16 protein-coding genes are annotated in these 19,287 nt (G+C 41.2%); 7 read left to right on the forward strand and 9 right to left on the reverse strand.

The features are described 5' to 3' along the window. Positions 1 to 439, reverse strand: a 439-nt coding sequence (locus D6D85_RS14300) for a hypothetical protein (RefSeq protein ID WP_133308330.1), incomplete at its 3' end; no start/stop codon positions are given. Positions 440 to 525: 86 nt separating this feature from the next. Here D6D85_RS14300 and D6D85_RS14305 point away from each other — a divergent pair. Next, on the forward strand, positions 526 to 2,172 hold the full coding sequence (locus D6D85_RS14305; RefSeq protein ID WP_125672715.1) for a hypothetical protein: 1,647 nt from the start codon (positions 526 to 528) through the stop codon (positions 2,170 to 2,172). A 391-nt stretch (positions 2,173 to 2,563) separates the two neighbouring features. After that, complete coding sequence (locus tag D6D85_RS17110; protein ID WP_125672716.1) at positions 2,564 to 5,881, forward strand: PKD domain-containing protein; 3,318 nt, start codon at positions 2,564 to 2,566, stop codon at positions 5,879 to 5,881. 221 nt (positions 5,882 to 6,102) lie between these two features. On the opposite strand, the gene D6D85_RS14315 is transcribed toward D6D85_RS17110, so the two are convergent. The 6 genes from D6D85_RS14315 to D6D85_RS14340 all read right to left on the reverse strand — a co-directional run bounded on the left by D6D85_RS14315 (position 6,103) and on the right by D6D85_RS14340 (position 10,485). Further along, on the reverse strand, positions 6,103 to 7,164 hold the full coding sequence (locus tag D6D85_RS14315; protein ID WP_125672717.1) for a hypothetical protein: 1,062 nt from the start codon (positions 7,162 to 7,164) through the stop codon (positions 6,103 to 6,105). A 92-nt stretch (positions 7,165 to 7,256) separates the two neighbouring features. Next, positions 7,257 to 7,586, reverse strand: a complete 330-nt coding sequence (locus D6D85_RS14320; protein ID WP_125672718.1) for a hypothetical protein — start codon at positions 7,584 to 7,586, stop codon at positions 7,257 to 7,259. Positions 7,587 to 7,594: 8 nt separating this feature from the next. Beyond that, positions 7,595 to 7,903, reverse strand: coding sequence for a hypothetical protein (locus tag D6D85_RS14325; protein WP_125672719.1), 309 nt, complete (start codon positions 7,901 to 7,903; stop codon positions 7,595 to 7,597). 79 nt (positions 7,904 to 7,982) lie between these two features. After that, complete coding sequence (locus tag D6D85_RS14330) at positions 7,983 to 8,966, reverse strand: C45 family autoproteolytic acyltransferase/hydolase (protein ID WP_125672720.1); 984 nt, start codon at positions 8,964 to 8,966, stop codon at positions 7,983 to 7,985. Between the two features lie 224 nt (positions 8,967 to 9,190). After that, on the reverse strand, positions 9,191 to 10,222 hold the full coding sequence (locus tag D6D85_RS14335; RefSeq protein ID WP_125672721.1) for an ATP-grasp domain-containing protein: 1,032 nt from the start codon (positions 10,220 to 10,222) through the stop codon (positions 9,191 to 9,193). After that, the gene (locus tag D6D85_RS14340; protein WP_125672722.1) at positions 10,219 to 10,485 is read right to left on the reverse strand and encodes a PqqD family protein; all 267 of its coding nucleotides are present in this window, start codon (positions 10,483 to 10,485) and stop codon (positions 10,219 to 10,221) included. Before D6D85_RS14340 ends, D6D85_RS14335 begins: the two co-directional genes overlap by 4 nt. Before the next feature lie 94 nt (positions 10,486 to 10,579). Here D6D85_RS14340 and D6D85_RS14345 point away from each other — a divergent pair, with 94 nt between their 5' ends. The 4 genes from D6D85_RS14345 to D6D85_RS14360 all read left to right on the forward strand — a co-directional run bounded on the left by D6D85_RS14345 (position 10,580) and on the right by D6D85_RS14360 (position 17,208). After that, positions 10,580 to 13,339 carry a CHAT domain-containing protein gene (locus tag D6D85_RS14345; protein ID WP_125672723.1) on the forward strand — a complete coding sequence of 920 codons (2,760 nt, stop codon included), beginning with the start codon at positions 10,580 to 10,582 and terminating at the stop codon, positions 13,337 to 13,339. A 225-nt stretch (positions 13,340 to 13,564) separates the two neighbouring features. Next, on the forward strand, positions 13,565 to 14,719 hold the full coding sequence (locus D6D85_RS14350; RefSeq protein WP_125672724.1) for a hypothetical protein: 1,155 nt from the start codon (positions 13,565 to 13,567) through the stop codon (positions 14,717 to 14,719). After that, on the forward strand, positions 14,703 to 15,869 hold the full coding sequence (locus D6D85_RS14355) for a diaminopimelate decarboxylase family protein (protein ID WP_161969912.1): 1,167 nt from the start codon (positions 14,703 to 14,705) through the stop codon (positions 15,867 to 15,869). The genes D6D85_RS14350 and D6D85_RS14355 overlap by 17 nt, the downstream gene beginning before the upstream one ends. A gap of 1 nt (position 15,870) precedes the next feature. Continuing rightward, entirely contained in the window at positions 15,871 to 17,208 is a 1,338-nt protein-coding gene (locus D6D85_RS14360) for an aspartate aminotransferase family protein (protein ID WP_125672726.1), read from the forward strand. A gap of 35 nt (positions 17,209 to 17,243) precedes the next feature. Here the strand turns inward: D6D85_RS14360 and D6D85_RS14365 are convergent, their stop codons facing one another. Then, the gene (locus D6D85_RS14365) at positions 17,244 to 17,549 is read right to left on the reverse strand and encodes a hypothetical protein (RefSeq protein ID WP_125672727.1); all 306 of its coding nucleotides are present in this window, start codon (positions 17,547 to 17,549) and stop codon (positions 17,244 to 17,246) included. A gap of 140 nt (positions 17,550 to 17,689) precedes the next feature. On the opposite strand from D6D85_RS14365, the gene D6D85_RS14370 reads away from it, so the two are divergent. Then, positions 17,690 to 19,042, forward strand: coding sequence for a hypothetical protein (locus D6D85_RS14370; protein WP_125672728.1), 1,353 nt, complete (start codon positions 17,690 to 17,692; stop codon positions 19,040 to 19,042). An 18-nt stretch (positions 19,043 to 19,060) separates the two neighbouring features. Here the strand turns inward: D6D85_RS14370 and D6D85_RS16575 are convergent. Then, the coding region (locus D6D85_RS16575) for a hypothetical protein (RefSeq protein WP_161969621.1) at positions 19,061 to 19,287 on the reverse strand (227 nt) is incomplete at its 5' end.

A 19,287-nucleotide genomic window follows, 5' to 3' on the forward strand; every position in this document is an offset into this window, starting at 1 on the left:
TCTCAACCAGAGTAAGCTCTATTCTGTTCAGTTCATCCTTTATTCGATTAAGCTCATCTCTTAGATCGGGAAACTCAACTTCAAGCTCCTTCAGGCCTTTTTCCACTGTTTTCTTCTCCTCCAGAAATAAATATTTCTCTTTCTGGTCAACATCACCCAGGATATCCATCAAAAGGTGGAGAAGGGCTTTTCTCACCTCATAATCCTCTCTCGCCTTCCTTACTATCTCATCAACCTGACCTTCCAGACCCAGCTTCTCCTCCAGCTTTTTAGCAGCCCTGTCTCCTATCTTCTCCCTGATCCAGTCGAAGACAGCAGATCCAAGTTCTCCCACAGCCGATATATATGGTCCTGCGATAAGAATAGCTGCTAAGGAGAAACCTAGCTTTGTTAGCTCCGGAATACTGCGGAGAAACCTGGTTGTTACATCCTTGTCCACATTTTACCTTTGAAAGGGAGAAATATAAAGTTTTTATTCACTGAGAGTAAAACTTTATATATAACACATTTTTTGATGAAGGGGGATTGATAAGATTGAAGAGCTTGAGAAAATCCTCCGCTGCAGGAGTAATTCTCCTGCTTCTTATTTTGGTGTCCTCTATGTCCATTCCCATTGCCAATGCACAGGGGATGGCTGAGACCATTATATTTTCCGACGACTTCGAGAGCTATGAGATTGGAACTTTTCCTTCTTCTGGCGGGTGGACACTTGTATGGGATGGTGCTGGTAGCCGGTATCAGGTTGTAACAAGTTATCACTATCACTCCCCATCAAAGTCCTTCCAGCTGCTAGGAGCATATGGCTGGAGCAGTGTTGCTGAGAAACGCTTCAGCACCACTGCAAGGATGATAGGTTTCGAAGCCTACATGATGGCTGAAAGCTACCCCCAAAATCCAGTGAGCACGCACGCTAGTGTGGGATCTGTTGGTTTCTGGAACAGGGATGAGGCTACTTGGGGGAAGTACTATGTGACCGTAGCGTTCAGGGCCGATGGGTACTTGGTCGTCCACTTCATTAACGGTGCTGGGGCAGAGGAAGATATAGAGCTTCAACCCTACACACCTGGTATTTGGTACAAGGTCAGGGTGGTCCTAGATAGGTCGGCAAACAGGTTCTCTGTCTGGGTCAACGATGAGCTGAAAGCCTCAAATGTGAAAATCACAGAAACTAATATTAACGGCCTAGAAGTCTCATCAGCATGGGCGGGAGTAACATGCTACTTTGATGATGTGAAAGTCTTTACTGCAGAACAGATGGCTCTTTCTCCTTCGGTTTCAAGCCAAAGCGGAGCTGGAATCAAGATGAAGGCAAGCCTCATCGAAAACAAGACTGACGGTAGCTACAGCTTTACATTGCAAATAATCCCTGGTGATACGTCTATAGTGCTGTTACTGAACGACACAGAGATACGAGAGCTAAAAAACAGCATCTACAATCAATTGATACAAAACGGCTTATTAAGTCCTGAAGACTTATCCAGCGTGGTTAGTCTGGTAGTAGTGGCTCATGATAATGTCATTGATGAAAATGCCGTTGAGCTTTTTGATGCAATACTTCAACTTCCTCAGACCGCGATTGAGGTCTCCGACTATGTTGAGAACTTTGGAACAATTAAGGGCTTCATTCTCTTTAACGCTAGGGAGTTGGTGTTTAAAAACTTCCTTCCACCTAACCCACCAGAGATTGCGGTTGATATATTGGAGAGATATTTCTTTCCTAATATAGGAGGAGTAGAAGATTACATTCTGAAGGAAATTCCTGTATATGTGGTTAACCTCGGGGGGATTCGATTTAATCCTCCGGGGCACGAGATATTCATTGTAGGATACGGGCAAGAGTTAGAAATAGTCGTTAAAGGTTTAAAAAAGCCATCACAAAACCCTGTTGAGTTGCAAATATCTGGAAGTAGTGTAGTTATTTGTTCTCCTCCTTTGGGTTTGTTACAACCGAATTTCCGGCCTACCTTAAATGATGAAAAAGGCTATCCGGCTAATCTTTACACTTTCTCCACATCAATTACTTTGAATAAAGCGGGTTTGTCAGGTTGGCTAGGGAATTTGTTGAGCTCGTTATACGATTTGTTACGCCAGTTAGGCTTGCTTCCTGTGAACTACTTTCCTGTGAACTACTACTCCGATCAGATTAGTGTTCCCTTAACTCCGAGCAAATAGCGCTGGTACACAAGTAAAACCGCAGAGGTTAATTTTGAGCTTCCTGAGGAAAGAGAAGTTTTGGCTTCTCGACAAAAAGATGTAGAGAAAAGTATACAGTTACAATCAGATGAACTCATCGAGGATGGAAATAACTTTCAGTATGCATGGCCCGGGTAATGGATATTCCACGGGGAAACACAAGCCATACGCTAGAATCACCTTTGAAATACTGCATAGGTGCAACCTGCAGCTACGGCTCAGGTAACGAGTGGGACGTCATTATAGTAGGAAACACTATATATTATAGTCTTTGTTAAATCGTAACTAGTTTTATTTTTTCTTTTAGTTTCTCAAGATTAAGCTGTCTAAAAGCATAGACTTGCACTCAAGGAACTTATGGGGAACAGATATGCGTAGAGCATTGGCTGTACACATTTTTAGAATTTCTATTTGGAAACTATATTTAAAATGTATGTATCATAAAATGCATTTATCTATTACCATCCTTAAAAATTACCTCAATCCTGACTTTAATAGAAACCATATGAAAAGTTTATATAAAAATTCCCTTGAGTTTAGAGCGAGGCGTGTGGCTGTGAGTAGGAGCATCCTAGCAGCCTTACTTATTGCCTTATTGCTTCCAGCACCGATATTATCCCTTGCGACTCCTGCTGATGTTATATACAAGGCCGGTGACTGGCTTCTTTACAGGTATGTTGTTAAGCTCGGTGGTGGAGGGGACTTTGAGTTTATTCTCAACGTCACCATCGAGGAGGTCAGCGCAACACGGGTGAAGTATGATGTTGAGCTGGAGGAGTTCTTATCCAACGGGATTCCTATAACATTTATCCCTCTTCCTCAAAAGCTTAGCTCTAGTACTGTGGATCTCAGCACAGCTGCACCCTTGTCTGGAGAGATTCTGATAAACCCGAGCTACACGGGAACCTACAATTACAATGAAATCTACAATGAAATCTGGATTTATATTATCTACAATTATATCTATAACAAAGCCTACAACAAAATTTATATCAAGTGCAACTACTGTACAGTTACCTACTATAAAGGTGTGACTACCAAACTCAGCATAAATGTTACACTCGGCGTAAGCACTACACCAACCACAGGCGCAACAGAATCTACGATCACAGGGATGATTATAGGTGAGATAGACCTTATTGGGACCTCCATTGAGGAGCTTAAAAAGGTTGAAGCTGAGAACAAGCCTCCAGTAGCAGACTTCTCGTACAGCCCCTCGAACCCCCTAGCCGGTGATAGTGTGAGCTTTAATGATAGATCCTACGATCCTGATGGAAGCGTGGTCTCCTGGCACTGGAACTTCGGAGATAGTACAACTTCTAGTGAGAAGAATCCTACACACGTCTTCACCTCCCCGGGAACATACATAGTTACCCTCACTGTGAAGGATGACAGGGGAGCTGAGGAAAGCATCAGCAAGACCGTATACGTCAGTCAGGCTACTTCTTTCGACTTTTCAGTTTCGACGAGTGGCACCTCGTTCAGCATCATGCAGGGTGGTGGCTCTATTACAGTCCCTGTTTCAGTGTCACTGATTGAGGGAACGCCGTCTAGCGTTTCGTTGTCGCTTTTTGATTGGATGACCGAGGAAGGTAATTCGCTGGGTTCTGAGAACCTATGGTTTACAGTAGAGTTTAATCCGAGCTCGGGGACTCCGCCGTTCGACAGCACGTTAACGATTAAAGTTGCAAAAGAGGTTCCACCAGGCACATACAAGGCGGATATAGTCGCTTACCATGACGGAATACCCAAACATACAACGATCACGGTAAACGTTATTCCTGCCTTAGAAATCATAAGTTATGGCTACTGGATTATACAAACAAAGGCTGAACAATACCAGCCTACAATTCCTGCAAAAATAGCAACTCCATCAACACTCCCGATTGAGACGTATTCTCGCGCTATTAGACCTCCCGTTCAAGGAGAAGACTTTCTAGTCTCTATAGTGGTGAAAAACAGGGGAAACTTCGATATAATAATCCCAGGCTCATTATCCACCACTATTATATTGCCATCGGATCATTCTAAATATGGCGTAATCATAGATGACCCTCGGCTGGTTGAAGCGACTCAATTAGACGAGAACACTGTAGCCGTAAGTGGCACGCGTTCAAGCATTACCATTAAACCCGGCGAAACAACAACAATATTCTATCGATGTAAAGCACAATGGCACTTCATTCCACCACCAGAGGTAGTCTCATTAGATGATATAATAAAGCAGATTATGGATGCGAGTTTAGGAGGATTACTTGATTCATATAGCGAAGTTTATAAAACAATTTTTAAAGTAATTTTGTTAAATCCTAAAGAGGCATCAAGGATGATTGAAGTCACAAGCGGAGCTTATGCAATTGGAGAAACTGCAGAGATTATAGGAATACCTTTAGAAGTTCTTCAAACTTATCAGAAATTGAAGGAGTTAGAGGCCATTACAGCCCCTTGTACAATATTTACTCTTTCCTTTCCCCTTGACATTACAAATGAAAAAATTTCCGTTATAGTTTCTATGCAAGAGCAAAAAATTAAAACATTTAATGATTACAAATTAATTCGCCCGGCAGTTACCGGTTTAGCTACCGATATAGGTATAATTGTAGGGTCTGCTCTAGGATCTGCTGTAGGACCTGAGGGAACTGTTGCAGGGGCCTTCATAGGAAACGTTGCAGGAGTTATTGTAGGTAAAGTTATAAATTCTGCTACAGATTCTTTAGTCTTAAGTTATTTGTATAATGACCCTTCTCTTAACTACACTCTTCTTGTTCCTCCTCCAACTGTTCCTGAGGCTTTTTACAAGCTACCTAACAACACGGAGTCGAAAGCTTTGCTCTACGAATACTTGTACTTGGCTTACTTGAATGCCTCCACCGAGTCTCTTGCGAGGGCTAACGGAGCTATAGAGATGAATAATACAAAGTACTACTATCTACAGCTGAGGAATGCCAGAATGTACGCTGCGAACGCTTCTACTTACTACAGCAAGCTTGTTCCACTTCTAGAACAAATAGTTGAGGAGCTGAACAAGTCTGGCTACTTAAACGAGGTGTCTTTTATAAAAGGCAGAGAATACATAGCTAAAAATGGATTGCCAAGCAACGTAACGAAGCTTCTAACAGAACTCGGATTTACAAAGTACATCAATATACACGAAGTTGAGGAGCGTCTCAAGAGTGCAAAGTATGAGCCTCTCAATGTTACAGCATTTAAGGAGGCTCTTGAGCTGAGCAAGAAGTACAACCCAGCAGCCTTCTTCAACGAATCCCTTGCGGAGGAATTAGAGTCAGTCTCAAACAAAACACTATGCCAAGTCATTCTCAACGAGACTGGACTAAGCAAAGCAGTTGTTAAAGTAGATGGGAAGGATTATCCTCTGCCTACCTCGCTTTACTTGAACTTAGGCACAAAACATAACATAACCTTTTCACAGGTCATTTCCGAACCTTCTTACAATTACGTTTTTAAGGAACTGCATGTTGGAAATGAAACTTTCACAAGCCCAAGCTACCAGCTTGATGTTCTTGAACCTGTCAGCATCATTGCTGTATATGAAGGCAAAGGAGGTGTTGAGCCATTACCTCCTGAGACCCTTTCCCAAATTTATATCTTAGTGATAGCTATAATATTAATATTAGCTATGATACTTGGGTACATTAAGTGGGGGACAGGGAAATCGACCTATAGTTAGTTTGAGAAGGCAAGATTGTCTAGCCGATGAAATTTCGCTTGGCCTGATAGGAGACGAAAAGATTTAATAGAGGTTAGAAACTGTAGACAAATCTGCGAAAGAATTTTATATTTTAAGTGCTAAATCTGTGAACTTTGATTTTAAACTACTATATTTGAAAAGAATTTACTCACGGCTTTAACTTCACTTCTCAGTTCAGAGTTCCAGGAAAAACACGAATCTTATGGTTCTTTTGATTGTATACTAAATATATAAAGAAGGACACCGTCAGGGGATTCTTTTAGGACCCCATTTGACCTAAGCTCCATCAAAAGGGAGGAAATGCATCTTTTTGAGAGTTCTTTGGCCTCTTCCGGCTTTAACCCTGTTGTCTCGAAAGAGATACACTGGATTCTATATGCTTTGTTGCTGTGAGCTTCTACATGGAATGTAATAACAGGATTTCCTCTTATCCTTTTGATCCTCCAGATTGCTTTTTTGCTTCCTCCGGAGAGATCAACGAGCACCTGATCGAATTTCATTTTCCTTCCACTCGGAACCTCACAGTTCAGTATACTTCTTATATCCTCCTCGCTTAGGTCCATCTTGAAGAGGGGAAAGTACTTTCTCTCCTGAAGGTTCCTCGATGCTAAGAGTATAAGGAAAGCCAGCAAGAAGAGGATGAGTCCCCAAACAAACTCATTTATTCCGGGAGGAAGTAGCTTAATTAGCGTGCTTATGCTTCCAGAGAAACTTATTGCTATGCCTGCAGCTATTATTATGTTTATATAGTTCATAATATCATTAAAAATATTTTGTAACCTGCTTATCGACTCTATCTCCTTTAATATATCTGCTGAGCTCCTCTCTGCTCTAAGGCTTATCCTTGATCCCATATAATCCTTGAGCGTGTCAATTCTAGCCTCAACCTCATCTTTGAATTTCTCTATGCCAGATATCCTCCCATATTTGATTAGAAGCCCCGCACAGAGCTCTGATCTCACATAAGGAATGAGTTCCCCGTTAGAAGAGCGTCTTCCAAGGAGAATATACTCATCACATATTCTTGAAAGTGCAATGATGTCTTTGGAGAACTCCTCATAATCGGTTATTGACAACGTGCCCTTTAGCCTCTCTAGGGTCTCATCTAACTTCTTTCTTATGCTTGAAAGCCTGTTAGCAATTACTATAGTAACAGCTGCAACTGATATAAGGAGAGAAGATAACTCATTGACCTGATCCTGGGGTTCGTTTTGCATTATGGCTCCAAGCCTTCTCACTCCTCCTAATATCTTCGAGCCCATCACTTGTTTCGAGTAAAGAAGCCATCCTTTTTCGGGATCTCCGGGAAACCTTGTGACCTTATAAAATTTCTCCTCGCTATCAGTTATATAGACTAGGAACTCCAGATACTGTCCGGTTTATATTTCTCAAGCTTCTCAAAGCATTCACTTTCGAAGCTTCTTAAAGCACTAAAATCTTCTATGTTATCTTTCGACACAATCAATATCTCTTTATCTTCTATTCCTATTTCCTTTTCAGTTTCATCTTTCTTTTCCTCCCTTAGACTTATGAGAATCCCTTTAATTGAGTCTATTTCGACATCGCTTATGCTTATTAAATCTGAGTTGAGGTACTTCACTAGCAGAGAAGTGAAAGGATCCTGTATATTTTTTGTCTTCTTTATCTTGGATTCAAGAGGTATCAGGAGGAACAGCTTCGACATGCTGACGCCTACAGGTAGATATAAGCAGTTTCTATACATTTTCCTTTCTTCTCTTCATTCTTTATATGGTTTTTTATAATTGTGATAGCAATATCTCTTACTATCGACAGTATACTCCGATCAATACGTCGGAGACTACGAACAGCTGTACCATGAGCCTTCGTTCGAAAAGTTTCCTCTAGTCTCTCAATAAAACTATCCATAAAATCCCTCATCTCCTCGGCAGTTAGAATTTGTTTCATGTATGATAGGAATGCATTAACTTTCTGACACACTCCTTCACCTAATATTGAACAGAGATCGTCAGGTAACGACATATTTCCTCCCCCCTTTTCAGGGGGAGGAAGCTTAAAAAGATTTCTTAGGCGTAGCTGAGTTTTCTCTTAATTCGATTTCTTAAGTTTGAATTAAATATATTTCCCTGAAAGACGCACTGCAGGGTTTATCAGAGGCTATCCATGCCCTTCTCTTTGCCGGCCAGTATACTGAGGATGAGATCACCGGAGGGTGGTTATCAGATCCATGAAAGCATATCTCAGGATCATGAGTTCCCAGAATATCTATTAAATCTTCAGGATTTCTCGGCCTCCTCTTTTTCAGGAAATAATATACCTCCTTCACTCTTTTATAAGATGGAGAGTTAATTTGACCTTCGAAATGGTTTCCGGCCACAAATATGTCATCACTTATCTCTATTACCTTTAGCTTTCTTCCTCCATGCACCTCCACTTTAACTGCCCTGTCCCCATCGGATGCAAGGAAGTTCCACTGTAGGAGATGGGGAACTCTTCTGGCCAGATTGATGAATTCATCCACACTTCTGCATGAATCAAGTGCGATTCTGCAGAGAAGCTGAGGGGATATCCCTATACCGCATATTCTATCCGATACCTTCAGGCTTGTCAGTGCTAGACCTACTCCGTTCATCCCATCAGTCGCCCCTATGTAGCAGTCCGTGCCGCTCACAGAAGGCAGCCTGGAGATTGGATTCCTCCTGAAAAAATATCTGAACACCTTCAGCTCCTCCCACTGCTCATAGTTTAGGGCTAGGATATACCCAAGCTCTGATCTGACAGCCATCGAGATGCACATCTCCTTCAGTTCAAGATATTCCCTAGATCCGCACAGGACTATGTTTGCTAAAACCACTGGATATTCATATCCCGTCTCCTCAGCAATTCCCCTTATCTCCTCAAGGATCTCCGGAAATATCTCCCTGAGTATTGCCTCTATTTTATAAGCTATGAGGATGGAGTCCTTGCTTGGAATCTTGAAGACCCAACCGGTAATTTTGGAGAGTTTTATCTGCTCTTTTCCGAATATCCTTCCCATCTCTTTATAGCTTGTGCTTGGATATTCCACATACTTGTCCTCGCTCATATCAGTGCCCCCTATTCTCCTCCCTATCCCTATGATCTTGCCTAGGCCTGAAGCTAAACATTGCGAAGCACTTCCTTATGATAAGCTTCATATACCTCATGCGGGATCGTGAAACAGGGGATCAGATCCTTATAAAGCTCCTACTTAATCTCAATAAAGAGCCTTTCAGGCGTCATAGCTGGCTTGATAAACAGTGAGATAACGCTTCCTGCAACAGCAGATAACTATTGTGCTATGAACTTATTGTCCTGGCCTAAGAATTGCCTCGACTTGGAAAACTTGAACAAATCGAAGATATTTATGTGGACATCTCTGACTGTTCTCACTATCACGACCCCTGTCCTCTGCTTTCCAACCTCATACCTCCTCCCAAGGGCCAACTGAACGGCAGCATAAGGGAGATTTACGCCAGCAGCTGCTGTCAGTGAAACCCAAGCTGGAAACCTCAGGTTTATGTCCGTAAGATAGAGCTTATCCCTTCCCCTGAACTCAAGTTCCATGGGACCTATCCAACCCAGTTTCCTTACAAAATCCCTTGAGATCTCGAGAACGTCCTGTCTATCCACGGTAACCCCTACTAGGGTCGCTCCTATGTCCGATTGGGCCATCTTCTTCTGGATCACATACCCATATATCTCCCCCTTCGGGTAAGCTAAGAGACAGATGCTGTATTCATCCCCCTCCACATACTCCTGCACGACAAACTTCCTTCTCTTCAGCCTCCTCATGATAACACTCATTTCCTCCTCATTAAATGCGGGAAATGCACCATCTTCACATTTTATCAGAACCGGAAATCTGATATCTGTTAACTCATTAAGATTGTGCAATGATGCTACCTTGCTTTTGGGATAAGGTATACGGTTCTCTTCAAGAAAGCGCAGCTGAGCTACCTTATCCCTCACCCTCATGATGCAACTCGGATCAGGAATCAGAAGCCTTATTCCAAGATCTGACTCAATTTTCTCCTTCATCCTAGAGAGGAGAATAACCTCTGCATCAAGAGATGGAATCATCACATCTATTCTATCGGTCTTCGCTATCCTTCCCAGCTCTACAAGGAATTTGCTATCCTTAGGAGTCGGAATTACATAAGTTCCATCAAGCTGACCGCTGAAAAAACCATCAGAAAATGGAGAATAATCAATTCCTATTATTCTGAGGCTTTTATCCTTGGATAACCTCAGGGCATGAACTATTCCCATACCAGGAGCTCCTAGAAATGAGTTAAGCCCTGTAACCGCTACTGTAATCATCTGATGACCTCCACCAGCCTGTATTTCATCAGCTTTTCAAGAAAATCCTTCACATCTCTCTCCAGTATTGCTTTGTCCACAGCATATTCTTGGAACATTCTCTTAATTATCTCCTCATCGGTAAGTCCATCCTTAGCTAAAATCCAAATTTTACAGGCTGTTTCATTCAGTTCATAGACATAACCTGTTTCCTCATCAAAAAGATACCCGATTTCTTCTTCTATCTGCTCTTTGACCGTTTTCTTAGGGAGTACTCTCAGCATAATGCCACACTGCGATAAGCTAATGAAATTTAAAAAGCTTAATTTAAAAATTTAAGCTAAACCTTTTTAAGAAAAACATAGGAATTTTTTAAGGATGGAGGCACAGCAACCAAAAATGCAGCAGGAGAATCTAAAGGAAAGATTAGGAGGAAAATTGGATAAGAAAGAGCTGGAGGAAATTATTCATGATATAGAAGAGGTTGCTGAAAGCTGGCTTGAAGAACCTTGGAAGATATTTGGGGTGCTTCCCGAGGGCATATCGCTCGGCGATCTTAAGCAACAAATAATATCTGAAACGTGGAGTATAAAAAAGTTCACCGAAAAATGGAATACTCTTGAAGAAAGACAACAGCTCACATTAGCAAACATATTAGGGATTTATCTATCACAGGCTTTTGTAATATTTGCAGAGGAAAAAGAGAAAGAGAAAGCAACGATAGATAAAAATATTACAGATATAATCGAATTTATTTGTGAATGCACAGATATTGCAACGAAAAAAGGAGGATTTTCCTACCCAGCTGAATATATAGCGGGAAGAAAGTTCCCAGAAAGTTTAGTTCCCGTAGGAAACTGCACTGTCTTAGAAGCACTTGTTAAAGCCAAGGAGCTCTTAATGGATAAAAAGATTTATCAGGAGAAAGGTTTAGAAGAAAGGATAGATAATGCTGTTAAGAAGATAATAAACCTTCTCATAAGCGATAAATTACGAAGAAATGATTCCTACGGTCATGTGTACATTCCCGGCTATGAGGATATGCACTTCTCTCCCGATCTATGGAGTACTGCAACGGTAATTACTATATTAAATTATTATTATAAAATATATAAAGACTATAAAGTAAAGGAAAAAATCAATAAAACTGTAAAGTCTATAGAAGAACGTTCCATATCCACGCTCAAAAAGGGAAGAAAAAAAGGTTACTGGAGAGATATACCTAAGGAAATAATAGAAGAAATACCTGAAGAAATGATAAATGCAACACTTAGTGGACTTAGATTGGAAACAGAAAGTTTAAGATGGAAGAGAGTAGATGAAGACGGAAATAGAGTACCAATAATTCCACTTGTTGCTGTTGCTATGATCTTCTTACAGGGATTAGATGTTATTGATGATGAAAAAGAGAAAAATGAAGTAATATCATGGTTAAATATGACTCTTTTAAGAATTATAGAAAAATTTGAGGATCTTTATTATAAAGCCCAGCAAACCGAGAAAGCAAAAGAGATTTTGAAAGAGTTGGTAGAGGGAACACCAAGATTTACGGTAACTGAACAGGCAGGAAAGATAGAATTTCAGAACATAATAGCACTACCTATTATAGTAAAATTTCTTTTGGAACTTTATAAAAGAGGTGTAAAAGAAGAAAATGAAATAGTGAAGAGAAGTTTGTTAAGATTTCCTGAATATTATCCAGTTATTGGTATTTGTCTGAGGACACTAAATGTCCTGTTTAGAGAAAGAAAAGATAAAGGATATGTTCTTTTTGGTTATGACATAGATAAACCCGCTGATATGGGACTTACCCGCCTAATCTATTCGCTCTTGAAGGAGTATTACTCTTCCTTTGATGATATAGAGAGATTTTTCCTCAGAGAGCCAGGAAAGTTTATAGAGCAGTGGAGATATGATATAAGATTTGAGATTAACATAAAGGGCATGAATCCCAATCCACTAGAAGTAGAAAGGCAGCTACACGCCGAATTATTAAAAGAAGGGTTAGATAAACTGGAGCCAGAAGAATTAGAAAGCCTGATAATTAATGTAAGAGACAGTATAGAACATGTAGTATTAAAAACAGATGAAATTTCTATAGAAAGTTGTATAGCGAATTTTTATGATGATAGAAACAATATAAAAATACCAACAATACCCCGAAAAAGTCCTAGTATTAAAGTAGCCTCTCTCGTATATTCCACAGGACTTCATTACATAGCTAGAGGAAGCTATTATAGGAGTGGTAGCTTTCGAGGTAAAGAAGAAGAGAAGGAGAGATTTGAAGAAAAATGCCGGGAGACTGAAGAAGAAAACACAGTATGGGAGTCTCTTTTTGAAAAAGAAAAAGTACTTAAAAAAATTGAAGAAAATAGTGGAAGAGTTATCGGTATACTACACCTTCCCAAGGAAGCTTTAAACATCCCTTGGGAAGCATTTCCTTTAGGCAATGAACCTCTTGGTATTAAAATACCCATTGGCAGGGTTTTAGAGGTGAAAGTAGAAGCCATAGGAGGAAGAGAGAGAGACTTTATTTTAAATATACTATTAATAGGCGATTCGGGAAAGAGGGCAGCAAAGAAATTTGCAGAACTTAATGTTAAAAAGGAGATAGATAGCATTGAAGACAAAATAAAAGATTTAGGGAAAAGACTGGAAGGATACAGCATCCATGTAGAGTCGTATATTGATGGAGATGAAAAATTGAGTGATATCTTAAAGGAGCGCTCTTGGGATATTCTTCACTTTGCCGGTCATGCAGATATAGCAGGGGAGAAGGTCAAGTGGGTAATTAGAGACTATAAATGGGATCCGGACAAACAACTTGAAGGAATTCCCGCACCGCGTTTGGTTTTTGCGAATGCATGTGGGACAGCAGAGGTGACAGATGCACAGATAATGAGCCAAGCAGAAGCATTTATGAGGCAGGGGACTAGTTTATTTATAGGTGCCCTAGCACCCGTTCACGATGATGATGCAATTAAATTTGCTACTGAGTTCTACGAACGATTGATAGGAGAGAAGAAGCCTGTAGGAGAAGCTCTTCGTGGGGCAAGAGAAGTGCTATACAAGGAAAAAAGTCCAGTGTGGAGGTTGTATGTCCTCTATGGCGACCCAAGGATAAGAATTATCACATAACCATACTAACCTAATGCATGTGCTTGTGCATTACAGGGTACATTATGAATGAAGCTCATGGGATTACTTTTCCTCCTCTCTTCCTCAGATCCATCACCTTGTCCTCAGGCCTAAATCTAAATAATATAGAATATTTTCTGATTCTTGGCTTGACGTACTGCTTCATATCGATCCCGAATAATAGAGGGAAGGTAAATTTAAATATTTTTATCTTGCCTCGTTCATATGGGCATGTTTCTCCGCACTGTGATGAAGAAACTGAGACAGGGAATGTTCGATCCGCCAAAGACATTCATCTGGCCTCCCACTGTTTATTATCTTCCAAGAAACTACAGGGGACAGCCCTACAATCTTCCACTAATAGAGCTTGAGACAAGGGGGTGCAGCTGGAACATAGAGAATGGAGGATGCACCATGTGTAATTATGGGGGGCAGGGAAGGGATTTGCCAAGTGAAATCCTTGTGGCTCAGGCATCATTTGCCCTCAGCATTGTGAGAGGATCTCCCTACATACATTTGGTGCCAATAGGATCTTTTTATGATGAAAGAGAAGTTCCTGAAGATGCAAGAAGAAAAATAACAGAGCTTGTAAGGGATTCAGGATTCGTGGAGTATATGGGGACTGAGAGCAGGGCAGGCTTCGTCACAGAGGAGAAGATCACCAAGACCGTTGATATTCTTGGGAATATCCAGTTTGAAGTTGGAGTTGGATTAGAGAGCAGTGATGATATCATAAGGGAGCTTATAATAAACAAAGGAGAAAACAAGGCCTCTTTTCTGAGATTCTACAGAATTTGCAGAGAAAAAGGAGTTGTTTCAGCAACCCATGTCCTCCTCAAACCTCCTTTTCTGACGGAATCTGAAGCCATTGACGATGCAGTGAAATCAATCAGGTGGTCCATCGACAACGGATCCGATTATGTCATACTAATGGTGATGAACTTGAGAAAAGGATACACTCTGACCAACTGGTTGTATGAGAGGGGAAAGTACAAACTCCCAATGCTATGGAGCCTGATAAAAGCGCTTCTAGATCTGGGCGAGGAATACTCAAAAAAAGTAGTGATAGGGGGCCTTATAAGCAGCGAAACCATGGCAATTTCAGCTAAAAACTGCGAAAAGTGCACCGATAGGATTCTCTCTTTGCTGAGCATGTATCAGTACACTTGGGATCCCGATTACCTCGAGGAGGCCTGGGAATACCCGTGTGATTGCAAGGAGAGGTGGAAGGAGCTCATGGAGATGAGGGATGTTGATCTTCCGGATAGGATACTGAGGTACTATGAGGAAATAGCACTGGAGCTGTTCGGCAGGGATTGGTGGAATGAGAATAAAGGATGGATTGAAAGGGAGGTGTATGAATTTGAGCGGGTTGGATGAGTCTTTCCTCATGGATATAGCAGGGGAGCATGGTACTCCCGTATATTTATTCTTTAAGAGCAAAATTGTAGAAAGGTATAAAGCATTTCAAGAGACGGCTGCAAAGTACTTTGGAGACTTCTCCATAGCCTACTCTTATAAAGCAAATAGATTGTATGATGTATGCAGTACATTTAAGGAGCTTTCTGCAATGGCTGATGTGCTATCTGACCTAGAGCTTGATGTAGCAGAGAGAGTAGGACTTGATCCAGCAATGATAATATTTAACTCCCCATATAAGACGGATGAGGAGATAAGCAGGAGCATCAAAATGGGAATAGGCTCCCTCAATATAGATTCACTGGAGGAGCTGAAAAGAGTGGAATTTTTAGTGGAAAGGGCTAATTCTGGACTGAATATAGGGATAAGGATGAGGCCTAAAATTCCGCCCCCTAAAACGTTCGCCCTGCCCGCCCACTTCGGACTTGACAGGGAGGATCTGCTAAAGGCTGTTGCGAAAATTAGGGGGAATAAAAAGCTCTTCTTTACCCAGATCCACTCTCATGTGGGGACACAGATATCCGAGCTGAATGTATTCAGGCAGAATGCCGCTTTTCTTGATGAGACTGCTGACTTTTTGGAGGAAAAGGGGATAGAGGTTCCGGCACTAAATGTAGGTGGCGGCTATCCACTAAAGGAGACGCCCGGCCTCTTGGATCCGAACACTCCTGATCTGGATGACGTTATGCAGGAGATAAGGAGAGGTTTGAGGGGAAAAAGACACATCATATTTGAGCCGGGAAGGTTCCTTGTTGGCCCAGCTGGCCTAATGTTGACTAAAGTGGTGAGCGTTAAAAAGGACTGGAATGGGAACCAGCTAGTAGTTGTTGATACCTCTCTTTACTTTGTCAACTCAGCATCCTATGTATCCCACAGAATTATCCCTGTAGGAATGGGTGGAGCTGAGGAGGAGACCGATGTATATGGATCAAGCTGTGCATCAATAGATCTGATTAGAGCAGGAGTCGATCTTCCAAAGCTAAAGGAGGGAGACCTCCTCGCGATAATGGACTGTGGTGCATATTCCGTGTTTTTAGCCCCGGATTTTCACAGAAAAAGGCCGAAAGTATTGTTTGTGGATGAAAAGGGCTTGAGGGAGGTGAGGGAGTAGGATGGCTCAGTTAAGTCCAGATCAGGTGATTGAGGAGTTCAAAAGAAAGACAAGGAGATCCTATGAGCTCTATATAAGGGCAAAAAAGCTGATGCCCCTTGGTGTGAGCGCAAGCATAAAGCACATGGAGCCATATCCTCTCTACTTCACCAAAGGAGAGGGGGCAATTGTGTACGATGTCGATGGAAATGAGTACATAGACCTGTGCTGTGCGTATGGAGCTCTCTTTATAGGACACTCAAACGAAATGCTGGTTGAAGCAATAAAGAAGAGGGTGTCGGAGGGAGCTCTGTTTGGAGGGGAGTGGGAGGATTCCTATGAGGTCTCAAAGCTCCTTACATCAGCGTGGAATTTGGACATGGTGAGGTTCTCATCGACTGGGCTTGAGGCAGTGCTTCATTCTCTCAGAATTGCAAGAGCATACACGGCAAGGGAGAAGGTGATAAAGTTTCAGGGATGCTATCATGGTGGAGTTGATCAGCTTCTTGTCTCAGTTTCTCCCCCTGTGGGGATGCTTGGCTCCAGAAAAATGCCTTTAGCTGTGAGAGAGAGCCTTGGAATACCATCAGATCTTCAGAGGAACACTCTTGTAGCTCTTTACAACGATTTAAACTCAGTTGAGGAGATCCTTAGAAAGCATGAGAATGAGGTTGCTGCGATCATAGTGGAGCCTGTCGCCCTGAACATGGGTGTTGTTCCTCCTAAGAAGGGATTTTTGGATGGGCTCAGAAAGCTCTCCGATGAGTATGGGATTGTCCTCATATTTGATGAGATAAAAACAGCTGGGAGGATTGCAAAGGGAGGGGCTACAGAGAAGTTCGGGGTGAAACCCGATATAGCAGTTGTCGGAAAGGCTATTGGAGGAGGACTTCCATTCAGCGCTATAATTGGAAGGGAGGAGATAATGAGGGTAATAGAACAGAGAAGGGTGGCTCACTCGGGCACCTTCAGCGGAAATCCCCTCTCCTTAACGGCTGCTAAGGTGGTTATGGAGAAAATACTGACACAGGACGCTTACTCCCATGTATACAGGTTGTCGGAGGAGATCTCGAATGCTTTCTCCGATATATTAAGGGATAGCGGGGTAAAGGGTGTTGTTCAGCATATCGGTCCATCCGGACACTTCTATCCTGGAGTTGAAGATGTAGTTGAGAATTACAGAGGTGCATGCCGGCAGGATCCGGTGAAGTGGAGGACATATTGGATCTATATGGCGGTAAAAGGTGTGATAATAGAGCCATCAATACCTCTGGATTGCTGGACTGTCCCAATATCGTTGAAAAGTTCAGACTATATAATAGAACAGCTGAAGAGACTTCCGCAACTGCTAAAGAATTAAAGATATCCACATTAGATTTTTAGGATATTTTACCCTTATTTAAAAAAGAATTCTATAATATTAGAAACTTTTTTACAGATATTTTTCTGCCTTTCTTCTTCTTTTACAAATTTTTTGACTGCTTCACGAAATATTTTTTCTAATTCATCTGGTTTAACAGGAGACTGTAATTCCGTGCCCGAGCCTATAACCTGAATACAAACACCACGCATTTTTGGTTTACTGGGTGTTATATATTTTTGTATATACCTATATATATTATTATATTCCTCATCGCTTAGATATTCTCTTATTCCCTCAAACACTATACCGATAGCATGTTCCCATTGAGACTGAACCATAACGACACTAAGATGAGAGGGATGATAATCAATATAAATCTTTTGCTAGGTTTATTTCTTTTAAAGAAATTTTAAATAATCCTAAATTTAGTGGCCGGTTTATGGAGAAGTTTAAGTATTAGAGGATAGCTGAACTGCTGATGGCCGATGAAATAAGGTTCACGGAAGTAGATCTTATTTTTATGATATCATTTGACATGGGAAAAAATATTGAGATAAAAAAATTAAATGAATTAATACCTGAATTAAGAAAACTTCCTGATGAAACATCCGAAACTATAGGAAGAGTAGTTGATCCAATATATTTACAACAGAGCAAGTACATCCAGCGAGAGTTAGCTAATCTTAAAATTAAGGTTATTGATGATGATTTTAAGGAACTCAAGGGTCGAGAACTAATCTGTAGGTTGCACCTTTTCATGCACAGCACCGGAATTGCTGTTGTGATAGCTTGGATTCACTTAAATGATGTGGATCTATCAACAGATCAGATGATCAAAATGACATACGAACTCCAAAAAGCAAAGTGCCTCATTTCTAAGGAGGGCACGAGAACATCACAAAATATCAAGATCAGAATTTCTAAAGGAGACCCCTTTGGGCCCCCTGTAGGTTCCCTTTATGACTATATCCGTAGTAATCTTAGGCGATTACAGCCCCGCGTTGAAAGAAGATATCCGGCATCTAGAGTTTATCCAATGGTGTTTATCAGGAAATATAACTGCAGTTGTAATACTTTAGAAGAAGTTGTCGAAAATCACTCTAAAGAGCTTGCTGGAATTCTAACAGGATTAGACGAGTGGAAATTATACAGAAAAAGCGCAACCGAAGAAGTACTTAAGGTAAATCTATCCCCTACCGAGGATCTTGCTTTCTTTATGACTGTTGGTCGCTTTCTGGGAATTTTTTCTCCGAAATTAGATGCCTATTGCGATGGAAAATTAGATCATTATTTCAGACAACGTGAGGAGGATTTCATCGTGCCTGTAGAACTCTCCGTGCTTATGGAGATGATGATCAGCACATACTACTCCTATCTTATGAAGAAAATGAAGGATATCGAAAGAACTGCGCAGCCTAGCAGGATTGTGTCGCTGAGAAAAGAGATTGAGAAAGGATTAGACGAATACTACAATATCGTTACAATAGAGGAACCAGCTATAACAATAATAAAACATGCTAGAGAAATCCTACGCATATCTGAAGGAGTTCAAGCGATCAAAGAAAGGCTATCCGTCCTAGATCACTATATTAGGACAAGATACGAGGAGGAGGTTACTAGAAAACAGGAGATTTTGACGATACTGTTATGTGTCGTGGGCATTCCCCCAGTAATAGAGATAGTATGGGAGAAGACATCATCAGTCCCACTAGTTATCATATCAGGATTTATTTTCTTGATGGCTGTAATCATTATTTATAAGTATTATAGCAGTATCTATAAATATTGTAATAAGATCTCCTCATATATATCAAGACTATTCAGAAAATAGTCCAATAGATCCACGATGTCATGGCTTTATCGTCCTAGTCTCGGAGAACTTGACCTCAACGGGGAAGAATAGAACATTAACCTTCATGGTTCCATTAACGTTTACATCAACCTTTCCCTGAAGAAGAAAGCTCACAACTGCTTTTCCGAGCTCAGAGTAGTACAGATCAAGGAGTCCGCTGTCGCATGAAGTGGTTTTAGGGAGAATGTCAACCTTCTCTACAGTTCCATTTCCCACCTTTGTCC

Source organism: Candidatus Methanodesulfokora washburnensis (assembly GCF_003947435.1).
Lineage (GTDB): Archaea > Korarchaeota > Korarchaeia > Korarchaeales > Korarchaeaceae > Methanodesulfokora > Methanodesulfokora washburnensis.

Bases quoted from the DNA above. Each gene is read 5' to 3' on its own strand.
- D6D85_RS17110 (WP_125672716.1), top strand. From the start codon at position 2,564: ATGCGTAGAGCATTGGCTGTACACATTTTTAGAATTTCTATTTGGAAA.
- D6D85_RS14315 (WP_125672717.1), bottom strand. From the start codon at position 7,164: ATGGGCTCGAAGATATTAGGAGGAGTGAGAAGGCTTGGAGCCATAATG.
- D6D85_RS14320 (WP_125672718.1), bottom strand. From the start codon at position 7,586: ATGTCGAAGCTGTTCCTCCTGATACCTCTTGAATCCAAGATAAAGAAG.
- D6D85_RS14325 (WP_125672719.1), bottom strand. From the start codon at position 7,903: ATGTCGTTACCTGACGATCTCTGTTCAATATTAGGTGAAGGAGTGTGT.
- D6D85_RS14330 (WP_125672720.1), bottom strand. From the start codon at position 8,966: ATGAGCGAGGACAAGTATGTGGAATATCCAAGCACAAGCTATAAAGAG.
- D6D85_RS14335 (WP_125672721.1), bottom strand. From the start codon at position 10,222: ATGATTACAGTAGCGGTTACAGGGCTTAACTCATTTCTAGGAGCTCCT.
- D6D85_RS14340 (WP_125672722.1), bottom strand. From the start codon at position 10,485: ATGCTGAGAGTACTCCCTAAGAAAACGGTCAAAGAGCAGATAGAAGAA.
- D6D85_RS14345 (WP_125672723.1), top strand. From the start codon at position 10,580: ATGGAGGCACAGCAACCAAAAATGCAGCAGGAGAATCTAAAGGAAAGA.
- D6D85_RS14350 (WP_125672724.1), top strand. From the start codon at position 13,565: ATGGGCATGTTTCTCCGCACTGTGATGAAGAAACTGAGACAGGGAATG.
- D6D85_RS14360 (WP_125672726.1), top strand. From the start codon at position 15,871: ATGGCTCAGTTAAGTCCAGATCAGGTGATTGAGGAGTTCAAAAGAAAG.
- D6D85_RS14365 (WP_125672727.1), bottom strand. From the start codon at position 17,549: ATGGTTCAGTCTCAATGGGAACATGCTATCGGTATAGTGTTTGAGGGA.
- D6D85_RS14370 (WP_125672728.1), top strand. From the start codon at position 17,690: ATGGCCGATGAAATAAGGTTCACGGAAGTAGATCTTATTTTTATGATA.